Here is a 20,972-nt window from a genome sequence, read left to right as displayed (position 1 = left end):
GCCACGGTAGAACTTTTCGGGCGGCGTACGTATCTTTCATGGCAAGGGCCGGCATCCCCCGCCGCGCCCGTACCCTCGAATTCCCCCTGCCGTGAGCGTTTCCATGCGCAAGCTCCTTCTCATCCCCCTTCTCGTGAGCGCCGGTGCCTGTGGCGGCGACGGCGGCACCGGCAGCAACGGCGGCGGCACGCTGACCGCGGCCGAAGCGGCCGAGCTCAACCGCGCCGTGTTCGGCATGGCGGCCGCGCTGGCCAGCTCGGGCGGCGGCTTCGGCGCTTCGCTCAACACGGCGCCGGGGCCGGTGACGGCGGAGAACAGCATCACCATCCCCTTCGAGGAAACGCAGCCCTGCACCCCCAGCGGCTCCGTCGACGTGGAAGGGACGGCGACGGTGAGCTTCGACAACCTGGGCCAGAACACCACCATCCAGGCCGACGTCTCCGCCGCGCCGGACCGGTGCGCGCACCGCATGGAGGATGGCCGCATCATCACCATGACGGGCGACCCCGACATCGACGTGGAGATGGACGCCACGGCCGGGCCCGGCGGCCTGTCCGCGCTGCGGGTGACGGAGACGGGCGCGTTCACCTGGGCGCGCGGCGACGTGTCGGGCCGCTGCACGCTGGACGTGACGGCCCAGCTGAACGCGGCCACGCAGAGGGTGGCCGTCGCCGGCACCTTCTGCGGCTTTCCGGTTTCAGGGACGTTCCCGATCGAGGATTGATCCCCCGGGTCCATCCGCACGCATCGCCCCGTCCGGCCACGCCGGGCGGGGCGCCGTCTTTCATCCACCGATCCCTCCCGGTCGTTCGCGGAGAGGCATCGACCGACGCCGGCCATCCATCCCCCGCCCGCTTTTTGCGAAGGGGACGGCGGCCGTATCCACCTGTGCGTAGACCTTTCGATCCTGTGAGCGGACGATGAAGCGAAGCCTCCTGCTTGCCTGCGCCGCGCTGGTGGCGGGCTGCGCCTCCGGGGCCGACGTGGCGGACGATGCGGATGCGTCCCCCGACTCCGCCGTGGTCGAGGCGCTGGAAGGCATGGCGCCGGGGGAGAACGTGGAAGGCAAGCAGACCACACCGTGACTGCCGTGGCCGCGCCCTTCCTGACGGCGCAGTGGCGCTGGCTGGCCATGCTGAACTACGAGGTGGATGCCGCCCTGCTGCGCCCGCTGGTCCCCGCCGGGACGGAGCTGGACGCGTGGGGCGGCGTGACGTACGCCAGCGTGGTGGGATTCATGTTCCTGGACACGCGCGTGCTGGGCATTCCCATCCCCTTTCACCGCGACTTCGAGGAGCTGAACCTGCGCTTCTACGTGCGGCGGAGGGGGCCGGAGGGGTGGCGGCGCGGCGTGGTGTTCGTAAAGGAGATCGTGCCGCGGTTCGCCATCGCGGCGGTGGCGCGCGTGCTGTACGGCGAGAACTACGTCGCCCTCCCCATGCGCCACCGGCTGGACGTGTCGGCGGAGTCCGGCGGGACGGTGGAGTACGGATGGCGCACGGGCGGGCGGTGGTGCGCCGTGCGGGCGGCGGTGCGCGGGCCGGCGGGGCCGCTGGCGGAGGGCTCGGAGGAGGAGTTCATCACCGAGCACTACTGGGGCTACGCCCGCTAGCGCGACGGCGGCACCGTGGAGTACCAGGTGGAGCACCCGCGCTGGAGGGTGTGGCGCGCGGAATCCGCCGTGCTGGAGTGCGACGTGGCGGCGCTGTACGGGCCCGCCTTCGCGGAGCCCCTCTCCGCCCCTCCCCGCTCCGCGCTGGTCGCCGACGGCTCCGCGATCATCGTGCGGAAGGGCCGGCGGCTGGCCTGATCCACGCGCTGAGCCTGCTTCGCCGTGGAAGCGCGCTCTTGGGGCCAGCGACGCTCGCCGCACCCCGATAGACGAAGACGGGACCGTCATTCCGAGGCCCGCCCACACTGCAGTAGGACGATCGCGGTGCAGGTTGCAGGGCCGAGGAATCTACTGTCGGCTCGCGCGAGGCCGGACGCGGCAGCCCGCACAATCGCCGCGGCGGCGAAACCGCCAGACAGGGCCAGTTCGGGGCATCGCAGCAGGCCACGCGAAAACGGAAAGTAGATTCCTCGGTCGCGCACCGGGTTCTGTGGGTTGGATAAGGTGCCGGGCGGGCGCTCCCTCGGAATGACAGACCAGGGTGGGGTCCGGGGTTTTCCATTCCGGGAGCGCACCACGCGTAACCCGATTCCACACAACCGCCCGCGCGCGATCGAAGGATCTACTCTGCTCCGCCGCGGGGCCAGCTTATGACGTGGAGCCGGCCCCGCGGTTCTGCTGGCGAGGTCCTTCGGTCGGCGCCCGGACTCCCGTGGTACGGAAGAATCCAGCGCGGCGCCTCCCTCAGGAAGTCAATCTCGCCTGCAATCGAAAGGCGCCTGCCTGCGCCTCACCGCCCGAGCGTATACGCACCCAGCAGGCTGCGGCAGGCCAGGGCGCCGCCCTCGCCCGCGGCGCCGACCTCCGCGAACGAGCCCTCACCGCGGGCGGTGGCGTGCAGGGTAAGCTGCACCGAGATCAGCGCCGGCTCGCCCGCCGTGAACGGCACCGTGCGGATGCCGGGGCCGGACGGGACGTGCTCCCAGTTCATCCCCACGCACTCGCTTACGTTCGTCCCGCCGCGCTCCCACAGGGTGCCCGCGGCGCCGGGCGGGTCCGGCCGCGCGGGCACCTTCCACACGCCCTGCCAGTGGTGCAGGGTAAAGCGGATGGCGGCGCGTGCCTCCTTCGACGTCCAGAAGTCGTGCGCCGCCTGGACGATGTAGAGCCCCGAAAACGTGACCACCGGGCGGAAGGTGTACCACCCGGAGACGGCGGGCGTCCAGGGAAAGTGCCAGAAGTCCGTATGGCACGCCTGCTCCGTCCCGCTGCCGAACCACCCCGTCCCCGTTCCCCGCGCCGAGGCCGACCGGCGCAGCACGTGGTCGCTTTCCAGCCGGATGGGGTGGGGACACCGCCCGTGCTCGGAGCCGGCGATCCACTCGCGGTCGTCGCCCCGTCCCAGGGCGTCGAACTGCCGCGCGGGGGGCACGGTGGCCTGGCGCAGCGCCATCCGCGCGGCCGCGTCCTCGCTGGCCAGCGTGCGGTGGAACGCGGCGATCCCGGCCACGTCCATCCCCAGCGTGCGGTAGTGCATCTCGGCCCGGGCGGCCTTGGACAGCGCCGCCGCCTGCGCCTGGTTGTGCGCGGCCTCCGCCTCGGCCTGCTGCAGCATGGCAAGGGCGCGCAGCTCCGCGTCCAGCCCCCGCAGCCAGCGGTCCGGCGGGGGCGCGGCGTGCGCCCTCGGTCTTCTCTCCAGCGTCGACATCATCTAGAACCTCAACGGTCACGGGTCTCGCGGACCGGTATCTTTCATCGTCCCCGGCGTACGCGCGGGGACGGCTGGGGCGCGGCGTATACGAAACGCCGGCCCGTTTCGACGGGTCGGCGTGGTGCCGCGGCCGGCTCGCGGTTCGGAAATGCGCGGCCGGACGGACGCGGGACAGGGCACCCCGCGTGCCGCACGCGCCGTCGCGGCCCGGCGGAGTGGGAGGCGCGGCTAACCCCCCGTAAATCGAGTGTTTGGATGACGATGCGGCGCACCGGGAACTATTTCCGCTGCTACGCGGATCGGGGCGCAACTGGTACAACGGGGGCGGAGGAGGGACAGCGGGCGGATGGGACGCGAACGGGAAATGGTTGCGGTGGACGGACGTACGCGGCATACCTTTCACACGTCAGCGCGGGTTCACACCAGACGGAGCAACGCCGTGATCAACGATTTTCGCACTTTCATCTCCCGGGGCAACGTGCTGGACCTGGCCGTGGGCATCATCATCGGCGCGGCGTTCGCCACGGTGGTCAAGTCGTTCGTGGACGACATCCTGATGCCCCCCATCGGCATGGCGACGGGCGGCGTGAACTTCAGCGAGATGTACCTGAACCTGGGCCGCGGCGACTTTGCCTCGCGCGCGGCGGCGGTGGAGGCGGGGGCGCCCATCGTGAGCTACGGGCTGTTCATCAACAACGTCATCACCTTTCTGATCACCGCCTTTGCCGTGTTCCTGCTGGTGCGCTCGTACACGCGCCTGCGCGCGCTGAACGCCGCGCCGCCGCCCGCGCCCATGGAAAAGGACTGCCCCTTCTGCCGCTCGCGCATTCACCTGGCCGCCCTGCGCTGCCCCGCCTGCACCTCCGAGCTCACCGCGGCGACCTGAAAGAGAAGGCCTCACACAGAGTCAGCAGAGTCAACAGAGGAGCTTGCACTCCGTTGACTCTGCTGACTCTGTGTGAGGCCAAATCTTTTTCGGTGGATGCGGATCAGCGCACGTCCGCGTCGAAGGCACCGGTGAGCACGCGGCCCTCGCGCTTTATCTGCACCCAGATGCGGTAGCGTCCCGGCCTGGGAAACTCGTACGGAAACGAGACCACGCCCGGCTGCGCGCCCGCCGCGTGCATCGCGTGGTCCACCGGCGCGCGGATCACCAGCGTCCCGTCCGCCGTGCGCGTGGTGTCGCCGCGCTCGCGTTGCGCGAACAGCTGCTGCGCCACGGCGCTCACGCTGCCGGCCGGGTGCAGGTGCACGAACACCGAACCGTCGTCGCGCGACACGGCGGCGTGGCTCAGCATTCCCATGTACGGCTGCAGCGCGGCGGGCGCGCCGGCCGGGTCCGCCACGCGAAAGCGCAGCGTGGTCTCGCGCCCGGCGGCCAGCTGCGCATCCCGCTCCCACGTCATCGTCGATCCGTCCTCCAGACGCGCCGTCCGTCCCGCCTCGCCGCCGCCCACCCGCCACGAGTCGTCCGCATCCTTCGCGATCACCGCGCCGGCCCGCGCCGCGGCGGGGACCGCCACCTTCTGCACGAAGGTCTGCGGAAACCCGCTCTCGTGCACCACGTCCGCGTACACCCGGTACGTCCCCGCGGGAAGCTCCGCCGGCACGGTCAGCTGAAAGCGGGCGGAGTCCGCGCGGACGGGATGCACGTGCGCAAACGCGTCCAGCGCCGGCTCGCGCACCAGGAACATGTGCATCAGCTTGCCGTGGTCCGGCATCAGCGGCGAGAAGCGCGTCCAGGTGCTGTCCGTGACCGCCAGCGTCAGCACCCGCTCGCCATCCACCGCCGCCACCGACGCCTCCGTCTCCGGCGCGGAGTACAGGTTGTTTGCGTAGGCGCGGTCCTCCGCGTCCCACCAGCGGCTGCCGCCCAGCAGCGCCAGCGCCAGCACGGGGACGGCGACCGCGCGCGCGATCCACGAGCGGCGGCGGCGGCCCGCGTCGGGCACCTCGCCCGGCGGCAGCACCGACTCGCGCACCGCCGCGCCCACGATGGTCAGCGCGCCGACGAAGAGAAAGACGCCCAGGCCGGCCAGGCCGAACGCCATTCCGCGCTTCATCCCCAGCGTCTGCGTGGCCACGGCGGGGACGGGGACGATGACCGTGCCCGCGCCGGCCGCGCCCTCCACCGCCACGTGCACGCTGTACGAGCCGAAGTCCATGAACCACAGCTCCGCGCTCCACAGCCGCGGCTCGCCGGCCACGGGACGCGCCTCGTCCGCGCGCGGCGCGCCCTGCGTTCCCAGGTCCCAGCGGACGGGGCGCACCGTCACCCGCCGCACCTGGCCCTGCGGAACGCGGACGGAGATCTCCGCCAGCCCGGGAATCACCCCCGGCGGCCGCACCACCACGCGCACGGGATACGGCCCGGCGGCTCCCTCGTAGAACACGTTGGGGCTTCCCACGTGCGCCGCCAGCAGCGCCATCGCCGCAACGGCGCCCAGGGTGGCGGCCAGGCGCCGGGCCAGGCGCGGGATGACGATGCTCATCGCTTCACCCTCGCCATGAAGTTCCCCCATCCCAGCCCCACGCGCGCGGAAAGGATCGCCAGCACCGCCGCGATCCCCAGCCCGCGCACGACCGCCATTCCCGACGCCGCGCTCCAGAACTCGCCGCGCGAAAGGATCCCCTCGCCGATCATGTACGGACGCAGGTGCTGGCTCAGGATCGTCTCGCGCGTCGCCAGCCAGTTCAGCACGTTCGCGAACGGCCACTGGGCGATGAAGAACGCCGCCACGAACGCCGCGCCCAGCACGCCGGCCAGCATCCATCCCTTCTTGCGACTGCCCCAGCGCCGCAGCGCCAGGTCCAGCGCCAGCGCGGGGACAATGAGGAGCAGCGGGAACTGCGGCGGCATCATCCGGTCGATGTCGTAGCGCACCGGCGCCAGCCGCGGCTCCGCGGGAAAGAGGGGGAGGATGAAGGTGAGCGCCAGCAGCACGCCCGTGTACGAGGCGGCGGCCGCCGTCGCCGGCCAGCGCAGCCGCCCCGCCACCGCCGGCGCCACCAGCACCAGCGGGATGGCGCCCGCGACCACCTGGTAGAACAGCATGCCGTGCTGGGCCCAGCGCCAGGTGTACTCGCTGATCATCGTCCCCAGGTTCAGCAGCACCAGCCCGGCCGCGTACGCGTACATCCAGCGAAAGACGCGCGCGTCGCCATGGCGGTTCTGCAGCGCCAGCACCATCAGCATGGCGCCCATCTGGATGGCCAGAATTCCCAGCGCCAGCACCGCGTGCGGCGGGCTCAGGATCTTTACGTCGAGCCCATAGGCGTTGTGCCACCAGTCGTCGAACGGCGCCGACGTAAGCATGGCGATGGCGCCCCAGATGCACACCCACGCGCCCAGCGAGCCGTGGAAGTACTTCCAGAAGCTCACCGTCCCGGCCTTGTCCTCCGCTGTCCCCGCGAAGCTGGTGTGCAGCACGTGCCATCCGCACGCCACGCCGCTCACCACGCCGCCCAGGTACATGGCCATGTGCGGATACGACCAGAACGTGTCGCGCCCGATGCTCTGGTGCCACGAGATGTCCCACAGCACGCCGATGATGACGCTGGTGGACGCGAACAGCACCGCGTACACGTGCCAGGGCACGGACGCGGCGGCCCACGCATCCGCCCGTGCGGGCGCGCGTGGGGGGGCGTGGAGGGTGGCGGTGGTCTGCATGAAGTCCGGGGATGCTGCGGGAGGGTTCGGAAAAGACGCGGAGCGGATGGCGCACCGCGGAACACGCGGACGGCGGGGTTCCGACGTTGGACGTGGGAGAGCCCGAAAATGTTCGTGCTCGCGTGTGCCGCTGTGTACGCCCCTGCGGTGCGGATGTTTCCCCCGCAGGCGCTGGAGGTGAAAACGCGGGACCGGCTCCTCCGCCGGTCCCGCGATGATTCACTGTCTCGGCCGATCCGCTCAGCCCTTGTTCTCCTCGGGCGGCGGATCGGGAATCTCGTCCCGCTTCACGGTGGGCTCTTCACCCGGAAGGGGCAGTGGAGCGAACGGGTCGCTCACGTCGGGAATGGTCGATACGTACATGGGTTTTGTTTCCTCGATGTATGGATGCAATCCGACGCGGAGCGCGCGGATGCCTGGTCGCTTTCCGCCGTGCGTCAGTTGTTTTCCTCGGGCGGCGGATCCGGGATCTCGTTGCGCTTCACGCCGGGATCTTCGCCCGGAAGGGGCAGCGGAGCGAACGGGTCGCTCACGTTGGGAATGTCGGTCAGGTACATGTAGGTCCGTTGTGTTTTGTCGATTGTGAGATGCCGCCGGACACATCACGTTCCGCATGCCCGGCTGCACCACGGCCAAGGCAACGGATATGCCGGATTCCCGAGCGATGGACGAACCTGGGATGGCGATGTACAAACTATTGTGCATCTTTATCTTACCAGAGATTGTACGTAACGAGGCGTGAGGGCGGATCGGAAGGAATGAACCAGAGGATGGGACACGAGGTCGGCGGCAGTCGTGGAGGCGCCGCCTCACCGGGAATGCTGGCGCCGTTGTCAAGAACTGGCGCAGGATCAGCCCGCGCCGCAGGCAGAAAGCACCGAGGCCGGCCCCGGAGCGTGTCCGGGGCCGGCCTCTTCGTCATCGTCCTTCATCCCGCCGGGGTCTGGCGATCCCCGATCAGAAGGCGAGCGTCGCCACCAGGGGGCAGCCCAGGGTGCCCGGGGCCGGCGTGGTCACCGTCTGCTGCGCGGTGCCCGACCGAAGGAGCACCTGCGACGCCGCACGCACCTGCAGCTGCACGATGCCGTTGCCGTTCGTCCATCCGCCCGTGCCCCCCGCGTAGCTGATGCCCGCGGCGTTCACGAACTCGTTGGCGCGCGGCGTGACCATGTTCGAAAACAGCACCTGCACCGAGATGCACTCCGGGGGGAACCGCACGTCCACGTTGCGTTGCGGCGCCAGCGTGGAAACCGTGGTGTTCTGCGTGGTGGGCGTGACCGTTACCTGTCCCTCTTCCACCCAGATTCCTTGCAACGCGTCGAAGCGCCACAGCGGCCGGGTGCCCGGGGCGGTGCCGCCGCTCGCCGGGAACTGGAGGGCGGCCTGCTGCCCGGGCGACAGGTCCAGCCGCTGCCCCTGCGGGTTGCGCACGTCCACGCTCAGCATGCCGAACGACTCGATCTGTACGATGTTGTTTGCGAAGGTGCGGCCCGTAAAGTCGCCCGGCGCGGTGCTGAACTGCACCGGGTTGCCGGGGTCGATGTAGGTGGCGCGCACCGTCACCGGCGTGGCCGGCGAGACCGGGAAGGCGTTGGCGGGGATGACGACCTGCCCGCCGCCCGCGATGGGCACGGTGCCGCCCGCGCCCGCGGAAAACACCACCGGCGGCGCCAGCGGCTGAATGCGGATGGGCCGCGTGAGCAGCACGCCCGAGCGCACCTCGTAGATCGCCGTGGTGCCGTCGTATCCCGGCGCGTTCACCGACACCGCCAGGCGCGACGTGGCGGGCAGCCCCGCCAGAAGGAACGAGCCGGAGGTGCTGGTGGTGGTCTGCGCGCCGCCGGGCGTGCTCACCAGCGCGCCGGCCACCGGCTGCCCCTGCAGGTTCACCACCGTGCCCCCGATGTCGCCGGCGCTGGCCACGTTGGCCGCGGGTTCGAACTCCGGGCTGGCCACCTGCTCGCAGGCGGCCGCGCCGCCCAGCAGCAGCGCCCCCAGCGCGAGCATCCGCGCCGCGCTCCGCTGACTGTCACGTCTCCAACTGATCTTCATGGGTCCCCCGAGGAGTGGGATGTGAAGGGTGGATCGTACGGCCAGAGGGGCGGCCGCCGACCCGGAAGAAGCTACGTCTGTATAGGTGAATACAGGCGCTAAACGAGTATAGCGCCTAGCCTTCGAATGCACAATAAGCGTCTCTAAATGCGCGCGATCTGTGCGCCGTCGAGTTCTTCCATGCCCCGATGTCATCGGTGGATGGGGCCTCCCGCCGCAGAAGGAAACGTCAAAAACCGCCGCCTGGCCGTGTAGCCGGGCGGCGTTCTCGGGTCATTCCTATGTTCGCCGCCTGGGGTGCGTGCTACACGAGACGAGGCCGGCCCCGGAGCGTGTCCGGAGCCGGCCTCGGCGTCATGGGCGGTGCGTCGGCGCGCGGGCTAGATGTGCAGCGCGTGGCCGAGGGCGGCGAGCGCGGCTTCGGCCACGGCTTCGGAGCGGGTGGGGTGCGGTGATAACTAGGAATTATGAGTCGCTCCCGCGGTAAGCCTCCGCCGTTTCGCGACCCTACGCTCCACTTCGTGAACCGCTTCGAGGAAAAGCGGTCCGTTCAGGACTTCTGTTCCGAACGGATCGGTACAAGCAAGCGCTGCCTCGTGCTCTCTACCAAGCGGGACGTCGGTGTTACGTTCTTCCTGCGACACCTGGAGCACGAAACACAGAGGGTGAACCCCAAAACGTTCGCGGTATACGTTGACTGCGGGTCAAGCGATCCAGAAGTGATCTTCCGGAAGTTCTTTGACAGGCTGGAGGACAGAAAACTGCTGCGCTGGAAGGCGCTCAGCATTCTGCGCGAACTGGGCGACGGGCTGATGCGGATCATCGCGCTCGTACTGTCTGCAACCTGGGGACCCTCCATTGGTCCCACTCTTGGAGCGATCGTGCCCAAAGTGGCGACTACCGCATATGCATCGACACCGTCGGAACGCTTTGCACGGCTCATCCGGTCAAAGCGCTGGAAGCGCCCGGTGCTGTTTCTGGTAGACAACGCGCAGGAGATCAAGCCTCAGTCACTCAACATCCTGAACACGGTCTACTCTGAACGATACGAGCACGTCCGCTTCGTGCTGTCGTTCGTCGCCGGCAGTGAAAATCGGGTGGCGCTCGATGCGTTTGATCAGCGCCTACGGTCGTACGGGCTTGGCGTCGATACGATGGACTTTCCCGCGCCCGACGAGAAGTTCGTCTCTCAGATCGCGTCCGCGCTCCGTGTGCCACTGCCGGATGCGGAATCCGGGCAGTTGCTTCGCGTCACGGAAGGGAGCATCAGCCGCATCATTGCGGTGCTGCGCCGCGAGGACCTTAACTCTACGCCACCCAGTGTCCTAGAGCAGGAAATTCTCCGCTACCTGCTGGTGGCGGGGCAGCCATTGCGCCGTGACGACATCCTGGGCCTGGTCCTCAAGTCCCCTCGACTGGCGGAGCCTGAACCGGCGGTGCAGAAGGCGCTAGGCGCGCTGGACCGGATGAAGCTGATCGTCATCCGCTCACACTGGCTTGGCGATGAGGTGGAGATCGCTCCCGGACAGGACCGGGCGGCGCGCCAGTCGGTGCCCGGGTTCGCCGACTTGGTTGCGGCCCAGGAACTGTACGCGCACTTCAAGACTGTTGAGGAGATCCGGAGCCCCCGGCACTCGCAGAGTGCATATGGTGCGTTGCTGTACAGGCTGGCCAAGCAGGTCGATCCGGCGTCCGTGTCCCAACGGGCTTTCGACCTGGTACGGATCAGCCTCGCACAGGCCGACTTGGCAGCCGCGGAGCATTATGTCAAGCGGGCGACGGGGGAAAGCACCCCCGCTTCCGTGCCGGACATCTACACGCTGCTGGCCTTTTACGTCTCCGTCCAGGACTTTCAGCGTGCGCTGGAAATGCTGGACGCACTCGGACCCGAGTACTGGCAGCGCGTGCGCGTGCTGCGCATCATCCATGCGATCACGCTGAACCGAGTCCGCGCCCATGCCGCCGCCGAAGGCGAGATCCAGATGCTGCTCGCGGAGCCGGAGACGACGCCGGAGGAGTTCGCGCTCCTGACCTCGTATCTCGTGTCCGGGCTGCTGCACGATGGAGAACTGGGCCGGGCGCGCGCGGTCTTCGAACGCAGCCGTCCACACCTGCGCCTTGCGCGCAACCGCGGGTACGCGCTGCGCAACTGCGCGGCCGTTTACTTCTGGGGGGATGGCCGCGATACGGCTCGTGCGACCGCCATCCTGGCGGAAGCGGCGGGAGTGTTCGAGCAGCAGCAGGACGACTTTGGACGCTACACCACGCTCAACAACCAGGGCGCGCTCACCGGCACCAGCCGTCCCGCCGCCCAGAGCGCCGCCAGTGCCCTGCCCGCGTTCCAGAAGGCGTTTGAATCGCTGGCTCAGTTCGGAACGCAGCACGTGGAAGAGGTCGGTGCCAATCTGGGCTCGGCGCTGCTGCTTACACGTCAGGTGGAAAGAGCGACCACCCACCTGACCAAGATGATCGCGATCTCTGCGTTCGATTTTCCGCGATCCATCATGGAGTCCGCACTGGCCTTTGCCGAAGTCATGTCAGGCAACGCCGAGGCCGCACGCGTGCGGATGAGGGAGGTCACCCGCCGCGTGGCGGACGTGCACCTGCCCGAAGCCGCGTACCGCGCGAACGTCAACGCGGCGGCGGTCGAGAAGGCGTGCGGCGCACGGGACAGCCGGTTCGAACACTACGTAGACGCCGCTCGACACGCGGGGTTCTGGGCCGGAACCGGCAGCCTCGACCGGATGCTGGCGGGCGCGCGCGCTTCGGCGATTACGCGCGACTCGCTTCCGGACTTCCTCAGCTATGACTACTTCCAGTACTGGTCACAGAACCCGCTCTCGTACCTCTCCGCCCCTCTGCTGCCGGAGAAGGCTGTACGCGACCACATGGCCCAATAGTGCGTCGGTGCTCGATCCGTCGCGCTCCGCCGACAGTCCGAACGGGCCCTGCTCGCCGATGTAGCAGCAGATGTTGAGTTCGAGGAAGCGCCGCTCTCCCGTGACAGGGTTAAACCGGTAATCGATGCGAAAGTAGTCGATCGGGCCAAGTGCCCTCCACAATCGGAGCACGTCCGCGGACAACCACTCCGCGTCCAGCGAGAGTTCGCGATAGCCCAAGTGGTCCGTGAGCTTGAGGTCGTGCGTAAGAATGCGCCCGGGCTGGTCGGAAACCGGCTCGAAAACTCCGAGCCGCCGGGGAGCCGAATCGCCGATTATGGGCACGGTGATGTCGATACCGTCGGTATATTCCTCGACCAGCGCATCCGTGCCCTCGTCCCACAACCACTCGATGACTCTGCGCGCACCACTCCAGTCGCTCTGACGGCTGTCCGTGGTGATCCGTTCCGATGCAGCGCCGAACCGGTCCTTGATGAAATAGGGTCCGGGAAACGGCTCCCGCTCCAGTGGCGTAGTATTTCGATGGTAGGGGACGCCTCGGGGAACCGGGATTCCGGCCGACTGTGCCAGAACCTTGGAGATGTACTTGTCTTCTGCCGCAGCCCGAACGTTCGGCGGTGCGCCAAGGTACGGAATGTTCAGGTACTCGCAGTACGCGGACACGAACACCTCAGAATTCCGGATCGGCATCCGGTTGTACAGCGAAAAGACGTAGTCTACCGCGCCACCGGCATGGACTACCGTATAAGGCTTGGATGTCGAGTCCACGCGAAACCCCAACCGCTGCAGCCGCTGAAAGGTCTTGTAGTGGTACTCGGGGTATGTTCCGTCTCCCGTGTACGGGTTCATCTGGTAGTCCGGAGCATCCGGCGCGTACGGCGCCATGAAGAGGATGCGAATGCTCTCGGGATTCTCGACGTGCAGCATGCCACGAGGGTCGCGAGCGATCGGCATGAATAATTCCTAGTTATCGGGCTTTGAACTGAGGCAGAACGGAGGAGACATTCAATATGGAGTTTCGTTTTCGTTCCGCAAGCGAGCGTCAGGTGTTGGCAACGTTCTCAGCAATGCAGCCGCCGCCGCGGGTGCTTTGCCGTTAGCACCTCGCGCTGGTTGCGGGCGTTCACGTGGGTGTAGATCTGTGTGGTCGCGATTGAACTGTGCCCCAGCAGGTGCTGGATGTGGCGGATGTCTACTCCCTCCTCCAGCAGCAGCGTAGCGACGGAGTGGCGGAGCAGGTGTGGTCGCACGGGCCCGTCGACGCCGGCTTGCGAAGCATGGTGCCGCAGCAGCGCCCGAACCGCCTGCTCTGACAGCCGGCGTCCTTGGCGATTGAGGAAGAAGTACGCTTCGCGGGGCGCAACCACGTCGCGGCAGGCGCGGTAGGTTTCCAATGCGGCGAGGATGGAGTGATCGCAGATTTGCACGACCCGCTCCCTCGCCCCTTTACCAAGGATCCGAATCCAGCCTTCGTGTAAGTCTATGTCGTCCATTCCGAGGTGGCAGACCTCCGAGACGCGTGCACCCGTGGCGAAGATGGCTTCCAGAACGGCCGTATCGCGAAGCAGGACGAATCCGTCCACCCCGGAAGGCAAGCCCGCGCTCCGTTGCGCGTAGAGATACTGGAACAGCCTCTCCACCTCCTGAAAGGGAATTGTACGGGGCACGCGCCTGGTTTCCTTGATCTTCACCTCCATCTTGCGGAAAGGGGTGACATCGATGGTGCCGTCGCGCTCCAGGTAGCCGAAGAACGCCTTGAGGGTGGCCACTTTCCGCTTGACCGTCTTTTCTCTGTACGGTTCGAACAGCTGCTGGATGTAGCCACGGAGCTCCGACTTCCCCAGCAGTGAGACGTCGTCCACCGCGAGGGGCAGCACGGCCGATGTGAACTGCCGCAGATCCGTCTCATAGGCGGCCAGTGTCTTGGGGCTCAGGTTCTTTTCGTACTGGCAGTGGAAGAGAAAGCTGGCGATCGCCTCCGCGACGGTCATTCGGCAGTTCCGGAAAGGGCGAACACGGTGGCGGCTGTGGAAGTGCGCGCCGTGGACGATTGGCCGCTCACGCGCGCGCAAAGCACCGAGGCCGGCCCCGGAGCGTGTCCGGAGCCGGCCTTGGCGTCATGGGCGGTGCGTCGGCGCGCGGCTAGATGTGCAGCGCGTGGCCGAGGGCGGCGAGCGCGGCTTCGGCGACGGCTTCGGAAAGGGTGGGGTGCGGGTGCATGGCCCGGTCCATCTCCTCCACCGTGGTTTCCAGGTGCCGGCCCACGACGAACTCGGCGATCAGCTCGGTGGCGTGCGGACCCACGATGTGGGCGCCCACCACTTCGCTGTAGCGCTTGTCGCGGATCACCTTCACGAACCCGTCGGTGTCGCCCGCCGTGAGCGCGCGGCCGTTGGCAGTCCAGGGGAACACGCCCACCTGGATGTCCATCCCCTGCGCCAGCGCCTGCTCCTCCGTAAGCCCCACGGAGGCGACTTCGGGGTGGCAGTAGGTGCAGTTGGGGATGTTGGCGTAGTCGATGCCGGCGTGCGGGTCGCCGTGGATGGCTTCGATGCACGCCACGCCCTCGTGGCTGCCCTTGTGCGCCAGCAGCGGCGGCCCCGCCACGTCGCCGATGGCGTAGACGCCCTCGACGTTGGTCCGCATCTGCCGGTCGACGGCGATGAAGCCGCGGTCGGTCATCTTGATGCCCGCCGCCTCCAGCCCGATGTCCTCCACGAGCGGTGCGCGGCCGATGGCGCTCAGCACGCGCTCGGCCTCCACCGTCTGTGTGCCGCCCTTGGGGTCGCTGATGGTGAGGGTGACGCCGTTCGCGCCGATCTCGGCCTTTTCCAGCTTTACGCCGGTCAGGACCTTCATCCCCCGCTTGCGGTAGCTCTTTTCGACCACGGCACTGCAGTCGCGGTCTTCCAGCGGCAGCACGCGGTCGGCCATCTCGATGATGGTGACCTGCGTGCCGAACGCGGCGTACACGTCGGCGAACTCGCAGCCGATGGCGCCCGCGCCGATGATGGCCAGCGTCTTCGGCGCCTCCTTGGACATCATGGCGTCCGTGGAGTCCCACACGCGGTCATGGTCGATCTTGAGGAACGGCAGGTCGCGCGGGCGCGAGCCGGTGGCGATGATGACGTGCTTGCCGCTGATCGTCTGCGTCTTGCCGTCCTTGCCCGTCACCTCCACCTGCCCCTTGCCGGCCAGGCGACCGCGGCCGGCCACGTGGGTCACCTTGTTCTTCTTGAACAGGAACCCGATCCCCTTCACCAGCCGCTCGCTGACCTGGCGCGAGCGCTTGACGGCCTGGGCCATGTCGGTCTTGATCTCGCCCACGGTCACGCCGAATTCCTTGGCGTGCCCCAGGTGGGTGATCATGGCCGCGCTTTCCAGCAGCGCCTTGGTGGGAATGCAGCCGATGTTCAGGCACACCCCGCCCAGGTTGCCTTCCTCGACGCACGCCGTCCTGTATCCCAGCTGCGCGGCCTTGATGGCGGCCACGTAGCCGCCGGGCCCTGCGCCAATCACCACGATGTCGAAGCTGTTGTCCGCCAACGCTCACCTCAGCCGATGCGAGTTTGCAGCAGTATGCCGGCGCCCGGCCCGATGCATTGAACGTGCGCGGCCGGGCGGCGGGCGGAGCAAACTACGCGGGGCAGGGCGGGGGAGCAACGGCGGAGGCACTCCCGGTCTCTTCCTTCGCCTCATCCTCGCGCGAACCGCCGCGCGGCGAGGGGAGGGGATGGGTGTAGGTCGAGTGTCGAGATGGGTGCCGGTCGAGCGTCGGCCGGGTGTGGACTGGGATGCACAACTGTGCGGGCTTCACCAGCACACATCAGCATGCCGTCGGCGCACACCCGTCGGCGAAGGCCGACATCGCGTGGTTCCAGCCGCGAATTCATTCGCCTGTTCGGCGGGGTGGGCGCGGCGGATCCAGACGGTCGGGGCGGAACGGCGGGTGCGTCGCCGGCCTGCATCGTCCCGGGCGGGTGAACCCGCGGCTGGAAAAGCGGGAAGCCCCGCAAACTGCGCGGGGCTCTGTAGGGCAGGATCTCGGCGACGCCTCGAACATCGCGGTGACGGAAGCCGCCTGCCGATCAGACCCTGTCGCGGCGGACGAAGATGGCCTGCAGCTGCTGGATCAGGGGCAGCTCGCCGAGAATCCCGGGGTTCACCATGCGGATGACGGCCCAGACGGACAGCGGCCCCAGCACCGGGACCAGCGCAAACGCCAGCGGCTGCAGCACGCCCAGCAGCGGCCCCACGTGCCCGATCAGCCCCTGCGCCACGATCGCCATCACGCCCAGGGCGGCGAGGGTGCCCGCCATCTGCGCGGCGCGAAGGACCAGGGAGGGGCGCGCCACCCGGGGCTGGCCGCACTCCAGCCCGTCCCAGTCGCCCACGGCGGTGCGCACCAGGTCCTGCGCCACGCGCTGGATGAAGTGCTCGCGCGTGTCGGGCTTGGGCACCAGCACCCACCGCTTGAGCCCGCGCAGGGCGGCCGCCTGCGCCGCGGCCTTTTCGCGCAGCCAGCGGTCCGTCTCCGCGTCCTGCCCCCGCAGCCGGCTGGGCAGGTTGCGCTCCAGGCAGCGCGCCGCACGCTCCAGTGAGCGCACCACCCGGTTGCGGCCGCGCAGGTGGCCCCACTCGGCCGGGGAGTTCTCCACCGTCTCCAGGATGCGCAGGAACTCGTCGGCCATCACGGCGTCCGGGTGGCGCGCGCTGGCGTGGCGGTCCCACCAGTGCTCGGTAAGGTGCATTCCCCACCACAGCGCCGACGCGCCCAGCACCACCAGCCCCAGGCCGTACAGCAGCATGAAGCCCAGCGATCGCAGCGCGCCGGCCGTGAAGTCCTGCCGGTTCACGGCGATGGCGGCAAAGAAGTAGCCCAGGTAGAACGCCGCGGCCAGCGTTCCCGTAAGCCTGCGGGCGCCCCACTGCCGCCGTGCCCGCCGGGCCAGCAGCGCGACCGGGCCGGCACAGACCAGGAGCGCCGCGATTCCCGGCACGTACGGGCGCTCGGCCACCTGCCCCGGCATCAGCCCGCGCACGAAAAAGGGGATGCAGAACGCGTAGTACAGGGCCAGCAGCACCACGCTCACGCGCAGCAGCGCCGTCATCGCGTCGGCCTTGCGCACCACGATGCCGGCCAGCTGGCACTGCAGGCGCCGCATTCCCACCAGCACCTGCGCGCGGCGGTCGGGCGCCAGCCCCTGCAGCGCCCGCACCCCGCGCAACGCCTTGAGCCGCTGGTCCACGTGCACCGTCACCCTGCGCTGGTAGCCCACCCGGTAGCGCTCCAGCAGCGAGGGCGCGTCGGACTGCGGAGCCGGCGAGACCGGGCCTGACGGGTTCGGCGAAACCGGGTGCGGCGTTCCGGACGTGGCGCGGTTCAGGGCAGTGGCCATGGATAAGCCTCTTGGCATCGAATTAGGCAAGCTGATACAGCACGACGTAACAGCATCGCAAGCCACAAGCCTGAGTCGTGCGTTCCTCCAAGTCGTTCAGCATCAGCTGGTTGGGCGGAATCCGCGGGATTCCGGGTGCGCCGGTGCGGCGTGCCGGTCCCACCGATTGGGACGCGTTTTCCTCCAAAAAGGATTCAAATACGCGGAGGAGGCGGAAGAAAACGGAAGAGGACGCGGATGAAGCCATCCTCCGCGTCCTCTTCTTGCCCTCCGCGTTCTCCCGCCCTGAAATCTGTTCTTCCGCGGGGGGTGGAGACTCATACCGGATCCTGAAAAAGAATGATCGTACAGAGGAACAGAGTCAGACAGAGAAAGCGAGCTGAAATATCAGCCAGGTTCCTCTGTCTGACTCTGTTCCTCTGTACCCAAAGGTGTTGCTTTCCCGGATTCGGTATCAGTCGTCGCCCCTTCCGCCGCCGGAGCCCGAGCTGGAGCCGGAGCCGTGGCCGTGGAAGCCGTTTTCGATGCGGATCTCCAGCTCGCTGCGGCCGGACGACTGCGCCAGGTTCAGCACGTTGCCGCCGCTGCGGAAGATGGAGGCCGGGTCCAGCAGCACGTCGACGGTGCGGCTTTCGCCCTGGCCCACCACCAGGCGCGGGCTCAGCTCCGTCTCGATCTCGATCTCCGCCTCCACGTAGGCGCGGAACGTCTGCGGCTGGCCGCCCGCGGGGGTAAAGGTGCCGGTGACCAGCAGGCTGGCGTCGCGCGGCCAGTCGGGGAACTGCGCGCGGATCTGCTGCCACAGCTGCTCGATGCGGGCGCGCTCGGCCGGGTTTTCCTCGTCGTCGTCCAGGTCCTCCACCTCGAACTCCACCTCGCGGTACGTCCCCGCCGGCACGTCGCCGCTGGCGATGGGAACGGAGCCACCGGCCAGGGGAAGGTCGATGAACATGGGCCCGGCGTTGAAGTCGTCGCAGTCGTCCGCGGCGCCGGCGTCGTCGCCGCAGGTGTTCACGTCGTCGTCGCCCTTGAGCTCGAACCCGGCCACCACCATGCGCAGGTCGTCGATGCGCAGGGTGCCGTTGGCGCCGGTGACGGTGAGCGCGTCCGTGCCGCCGGTCTGCAGGCGGGCGCTGGAGGCGAGCGCGGGGCCGCCCGCCACGCCAAAGCGCAGCTGCACGCGGGCGTCGCCGCCACCGGGGCCGCCGGCGGGGTTCTCGGAGCAGGCGGACAGGGCCAGCAGCGTGGCGGCCGCGGCAAAGGTGCGGTGCATCGACATCAGGACTCCGTGCGTGTCTGGTCGCGGGGCGCCGGAGAAACATCCGGCGCGCTCTCGGCGGGAGGAAAGGCAGGGCCGGTGCCGGGCGCCTCGGCGCCGTCCTCGACGCGGCGATATCCCTTGTCCCGCCTGCGCTTTCGCCGCGCGGGATCCGGGGCTGGCGCTTCGGAAGCGGGAGGTGTATTGTCTCGAATCGCTACAGTCACGCGGTTTTCGTCTGTCGCGCCGGACACCATCCCCCGGCCGTCCGCATTCCCTCCCGCGGCATTCCCGTCGTTGAGCATCCTGGCCGTCGTCGCCCGCAGCGAATCGTTCTCCGCCCTGTGGCCCGAGCTGGCCGCGGCGGTGGGCGCGCAGGCCGTCGTCGCCGAGTCCGCGGGCGAGCTGGGCCCCGCGGGCGACGCGGTGGCGGTGGTGCTCTCCGTCGCCGGGGTGGAGGAAGAAGCGGAGCCGGTGCTGCGCGAATTGGCCGCGGCCGGCGTTCCTGCGCCGCTGGTGGTGGGCGCGCGGGCGGACCACCGGCTGGCGGCGGCGCTCATCCGCGCCGGCGCCGCCGACTACTTCGCCCTTCCCGGCGACGTGCAGGCGTTGCGCGACGAGGTAGGCGAGCGCGCGCGGCGTCGCGAGGCGCAGGCGGCGGGGGGGCGGCTGGCCGCGGCCGAGCGGCAGGCGTTCGACTTTACCCGCATCATCGGCCGCAGCCAGCAGCTGCGCGCGGCGCTGGACCGCGCGGCCCGCATCATCCCCCACGGCAGGGCCACCGTGCTGGTGACGGGCGAGACGGGGACGGGCAAGGAATTGATGGCGCAGGCCATCCACTACAACGGACCGCGCGCCGCCGCCCCGTTCGTGGACCTGAACTGCAACGCCATCCCCGCCAACCTGATCGAGAGCGAGCTGTTCGGCCACGAGAAGGGCGCGTTCACCGACGCGCGCACGGCCAAGCCCGGATTGTTCGAGGCGGCGGACGGGGGCACGCTGTTCCTGGACGAGATCGGCGACCTGCCGTTGACGCTGCAGGGCAAGATCCTCCGCGCGCTCGAGGAAAAGGAGGTGCGGCGGGTGGGCGCGCTGCGCGGGCGCACGGTGGACGTGCGCGTGGTCGCCGCCACGCACGTGGACCTGGCGGCCGCGGTGGCGCGCGGGGAGTTTCGCGAGGACCTGTACTACCGGCTCAGCGTCATCCCCATCCACCTGCCCCCCCTGCGCGCCCGCGGCGACGACGTCATCCTGCTGGCGGAGCACTTTCTCCGCACCCTCTCGTCCCAGTACGGCCTTCCGGTCCCCGCGGTGACGCCGGAGCTGCGGCGGGCGCTGCTCTCGCACCCCTGGCCGGGGAACGTGCGCGAGCTGCGCAACGGGCTCGAGCGCGCCGTGCTGCTGGGGGATGGGCAGATCGACCCGGCGGACCTGTTCCACGGATCCGCCCCCGCCGCGCTGCCGCGGGACACGGAGGGCGCGCTGCCGTTCCCCGCCACGCTGGACGAGATCGAGCGGGCGGCGGCGTTCGCCATGCTGGAGCGGGTGGATGGAAACAAGAGCGCGGCGGCGGACGCGCTGGGGATCAGCCGGTCGCGGCTGTACCGCCTGCTGGAGGGAACAGATGACCCGGAATGAGACACCCGTCCCGGCGGGGGACACCGGCGCATCGGCAGGATCCAGGATCCATGCGGGTTTCCGCCCGGCGCGGGGGTTGCCCCCCCGTGCCGCAGAACGGCGTTCCGCATCCTTTCCGTCGAAGTGAAGATCCCCATGAGCAATCGACTGTTTCGCCGTGCCCTCTGTCTTCTGCTCCCCGCGGCGCTGGCCGCGTGCGAAGATCCCGGCGGCGGCGGCGGCCCGGTGCCGGGCGAGGAGCTGGTGTTCCTGCGGCCGGCGGCCGGCGCGCCGCCGCTGGCGGTGAACGAGATCTCGTTCGTCGCGGTCGCCGGTGAGGACCACGACGTGCGCATCGACTACGCGAACGGCGAGGAGTGCCTGCGCTTTCGCCTGGACGACGACGCGCTCACCCGCCGCCCCAACGGCATGCGGATGAACGAGGGCGACACCATCACCATCCGCATCCGCGTGGCGGACAGCGGCTACTTCAACTTCGAGTTCCAGCCGGCGGGGCTGCGCTTCGCCGAGCCGGCGGAGCTGCGCGTGAACTACCAGTTCGCCCACCCCGACTTCAACGGCGACGGCGAGGTGGACGATGACGACGAGGACTTCGAGTTCGGCTGGTGGCGGCAGGAGATGCCGGGCCAGAGCTGGGAGCGCATCGCCAGCGCGCGCGTGCACGACGTGACCGAGGTGCGCGCGGAGATCGACGGATTTACCCGCTACGCCCTGGCCGGCGGAAACTGAGCG

Annotated in this window: 16 protein-coding genes and 1 pseudogene; 7 read left to right on the top strand and 10 right to left on the bottom strand. The window is 69.0% G+C overall.

Annotated elements, in window-relative coordinates; all coding sequences use genetic code 11:
• The first annotated feature begins 103 nt into the window (after positions 1-103).
• The 3 genes and pseudogenes from VGC13_RS04815 to VGC13_RS04805 all read left to right on the top strand — a co-directional run bounded on the left by VGC13_RS04815 (position 104) and on the right by VGC13_RS04805 (position 1,810).
• The gene (locus VGC13_RS04815; protein ID WP_331124077.1) at positions 104-724 is read left to right on the top strand and encodes a hypothetical protein; all 621 of its coding nucleotides are present in this window, start codon (positions 104-106) and stop codon (positions 722-724) included.
• A 196-nt stretch (positions 725-920) separates the two neighbouring features.
• A complete protein-coding gene (locus VGC13_RS04810) occupies positions 921-1,085 on the top strand; it encodes a hypothetical protein (RefSeq protein ID WP_331124076.1) in 165 nt (54 codons plus the stop codon).
• A gap of 47 nt (positions 1,086-1,132) precedes the next feature.
• Positions 1,133-1,810, top strand: a pseudogene (locus VGC13_RS04805) (YqjF family protein).
• Between the two features lie 592 nt (positions 1,811-2,402).
• Here the strand turns inward: VGC13_RS04805 and VGC13_RS04795 are convergent.
• Complete coding sequence (locus tag VGC13_RS04795; protein WP_331124073.1) at positions 2,403-3,323, bottom strand: hypothetical protein; 921 nt, start codon at positions 3,321-3,323, stop codon at positions 2,403-2,405.
• A gap of 439 nt (positions 3,324-3,762) precedes the next feature.
• Here VGC13_RS04795 and mscL point away from each other — a divergent pair, with 439 nt between their 5' ends.
• Entirely contained in the window at positions 3,763-4,209 is a 447-nt protein-coding gene (gene mscL, locus VGC13_RS04790; RefSeq protein ID WP_331124072.1) for a large conductance mechanosensitive channel protein MscL, read from the top strand.
• 103 nt (positions 4,210-4,312) lie between these two features.
• On the opposite strand, the gene VGC13_RS04785 is transcribed toward mscL, so the two are convergent.
• The 4 genes from VGC13_RS04785 to VGC13_RS04770 form a co-directional block, all read right to left on the bottom strand.
• Positions 4,313-5,815 carry a hypothetical protein gene (locus VGC13_RS04785; RefSeq protein ID WP_331124071.1) on the bottom strand — a complete coding sequence of 501 codons (1,503 nt, stop codon included), beginning with the start codon at positions 5,813-5,815 and terminating at the stop codon, positions 4,313-4,315.
• On the bottom strand, positions 5,812-6,993 hold the full coding sequence (locus VGC13_RS04780) for a hypothetical protein (protein WP_331124070.1): 1,182 nt from the start codon (positions 6,991-6,993) through the stop codon (positions 5,812-5,814). Before VGC13_RS04780 ends, VGC13_RS04785 begins: the two co-directional genes overlap by 4 nt.
• Positions 6,994-7,233: 240 nt before the next feature.
• Positions 7,234-7,356 carry a hypothetical protein gene (locus VGC13_RS04775; RefSeq protein ID WP_331124069.1) on the bottom strand — a complete coding sequence of 41 codons (123 nt, stop codon included), beginning with the start codon at positions 7,354-7,356 and terminating at the stop codon, positions 7,234-7,236.
• Between the two features lie 594 nt (positions 7,357-7,950).
• Positions 7,951-9,000, bottom strand: a complete 1,050-nt coding sequence (locus VGC13_RS04770) for a carboxypeptidase-like regulatory domain-containing protein (protein WP_331124068.1) — start codon at positions 8,998-9,000, stop codon at positions 7,951-7,953.
• A gap of 566 nt (positions 9,001-9,566) precedes the next feature.
• Between VGC13_RS04770 and VGC13_RS04765 the strand changes: the two genes are divergently transcribed.
• Positions 9,567-11,945, top strand: a complete 2,379-nt coding sequence (locus VGC13_RS04765; protein WP_331124067.1) for a hypothetical protein — start codon at positions 9,567-9,569, stop codon at positions 11,943-11,945.
• Here the strand turns inward: VGC13_RS04765 and VGC13_RS04760 are convergent.
• From VGC13_RS04760 to VGC13_RS04740, 5 genes are all read right to left on the bottom strand, one after another.
• Positions 11,871-12,899, bottom strand: a complete 1,029-nt coding sequence (locus tag VGC13_RS04760) for a hypothetical protein (RefSeq protein ID WP_331124066.1) — start codon at positions 12,897-12,899, stop codon at positions 11,871-11,873. The genes VGC13_RS04765 and VGC13_RS04760 overlap by 75 nt on opposite strands.
• A gap of 107 nt (positions 12,900-13,006) precedes the next feature.
• Positions 13,007-13,936, bottom strand: coding sequence for a tyrosine-type recombinase/integrase (locus tag VGC13_RS04755; protein WP_331124065.1), 930 nt, complete (start codon positions 13,934-13,936; stop codon positions 13,007-13,009).
• Between the two features lie 151 nt (positions 13,937-14,087).
• Positions 14,088-15,491 carry a dihydrolipoyl dehydrogenase gene (lpdA, locus tag VGC13_RS04750; RefSeq protein ID WP_331124064.1) on the bottom strand — a complete coding sequence of 468 codons (1,404 nt, stop codon included), beginning with the start codon at positions 15,489-15,491 and terminating at the stop codon, positions 14,088-14,090.
• Positions 15,492-16,033: 542 nt separating this feature from the next.
• Complete coding sequence (locus VGC13_RS04745) at positions 16,034-17,344, bottom strand: hypothetical protein (RefSeq protein WP_331124063.1); 1,311 nt, start codon at positions 17,342-17,344, stop codon at positions 16,034-16,036.
• 454 nt (positions 17,345-17,798) lie between these two features.
• Complete coding sequence (locus VGC13_RS04740; protein ID WP_331124062.1) at positions 17,799-18,623, bottom strand: hypothetical protein; 825 nt, start codon at positions 18,621-18,623, stop codon at positions 17,799-17,801.
• A 276-nt stretch (positions 18,624-18,899) separates the two neighbouring features.
• On the opposite strand from VGC13_RS04740, the gene VGC13_RS04735 reads away from it, so the two are divergent.
• A complete protein-coding gene (locus VGC13_RS04735) occupies positions 18,900-20,240 on the top strand; it encodes a sigma-54 interaction domain-containing protein (protein WP_331124061.1) in 1,341 nt (446 codons plus the stop codon).
• Positions 20,241-20,375: 135 nt separating this feature from the next.
• On the top strand, positions 20,376-20,969 hold the full coding sequence (locus VGC13_RS04730) for a hypothetical protein (protein ID WP_331124060.1): 594 nt from the start codon (positions 20,376-20,378) through the stop codon (positions 20,967-20,969).
• Positions 20,970-20,972: the final 3 nt, after the last annotated feature.

Source organism: Longimicrobium sp. (assembly GCF_036399255.1).
Taxonomy (GTDB): Bacteria; Gemmatimonadota; Gemmatimonadetes; order Longimicrobiales; family Longimicrobiaceae; genus Longimicrobium.
This window is presented reverse-complemented; position numbering and strand designations above follow the sequence as displayed.

Excerpts from the sequence above, each read along its gene's own strand:
- VGC13_RS04815 (WP_331124077.1), top strand. The coding sequence starts at position 104 with ATGCGCAAGCTCCTTCTCATCCCCCTTCTCGTGAGCGCCGGTGCCTGT.
- VGC13_RS04810 (WP_331124076.1), top strand. The coding sequence starts at position 921 with ATGAAGCGAAGCCTCCTGCTTGCCTGCGCCGCGCTGGTGGCGGGCTGC.
- VGC13_RS04795 (WP_331124073.1), bottom strand. The coding sequence starts at position 3,323 with ATGATGTCGACGCTGGAGAGAAGACCGAGGGCGCACGCCGCGCCCCCG.
- VGC13_RS04785 (WP_331124071.1), bottom strand. The coding sequence starts at position 5,815 with ATGAGCATCGTCATCCCGCGCCTGGCCCGGCGCCTGGCCGCCACCCTG.
- VGC13_RS04780 (WP_331124070.1), bottom strand. The coding sequence starts at position 6,993 with ATGCAGACCACCGCCACCCTCCACGCCCCCCCACGCGCGCCCGCACGG.
- VGC13_RS04775 (WP_331124069.1), bottom strand. The coding sequence starts at position 7,356 with ATGTACGTATCGACCATTCCCGACGTGAGCGACCCGTTCGCTCCACTG.
- VGC13_RS04770 (WP_331124068.1), bottom strand. The coding sequence starts at position 9,000 with ATGCTCGCGCTGGGGGCGCTGCTGCTGGGCGGCGCGGCCGCCTGCGAG.
- VGC13_RS04760 (WP_331124066.1), bottom strand. The coding sequence starts at position 12,899 with ATGCCGATCGCTCGCGACCCTCGTGGCATGCTGCACGTCGAGAATCCC.
- VGC13_RS04755 (WP_331124065.1), bottom strand. The coding sequence starts at position 13,936 with ATGACCGTCGCGGAGGCGATCGCCAGCTTTCTCTTCCACTGCCAGTAC.
- VGC13_RS04745 (WP_331124063.1), bottom strand. The coding sequence starts at position 17,344 with ATGGCCACTGCCCTGAACCGCGCCACGTCCGGAACGCCGCACCCGGTT.
- VGC13_RS04740 (WP_331124062.1), bottom strand. The coding sequence starts at position 18,623 with ATGTCGATGCACCGCACCTTTGCCGCGGCCGCCACGCTGCTGGCCCTG.
- VGC13_RS04730 (WP_331124060.1), top strand. The coding sequence starts at position 20,376 with ATGAGCAATCGACTGTTTCGCCGTGCCCTCTGTCTTCTGCTCCCCGCG.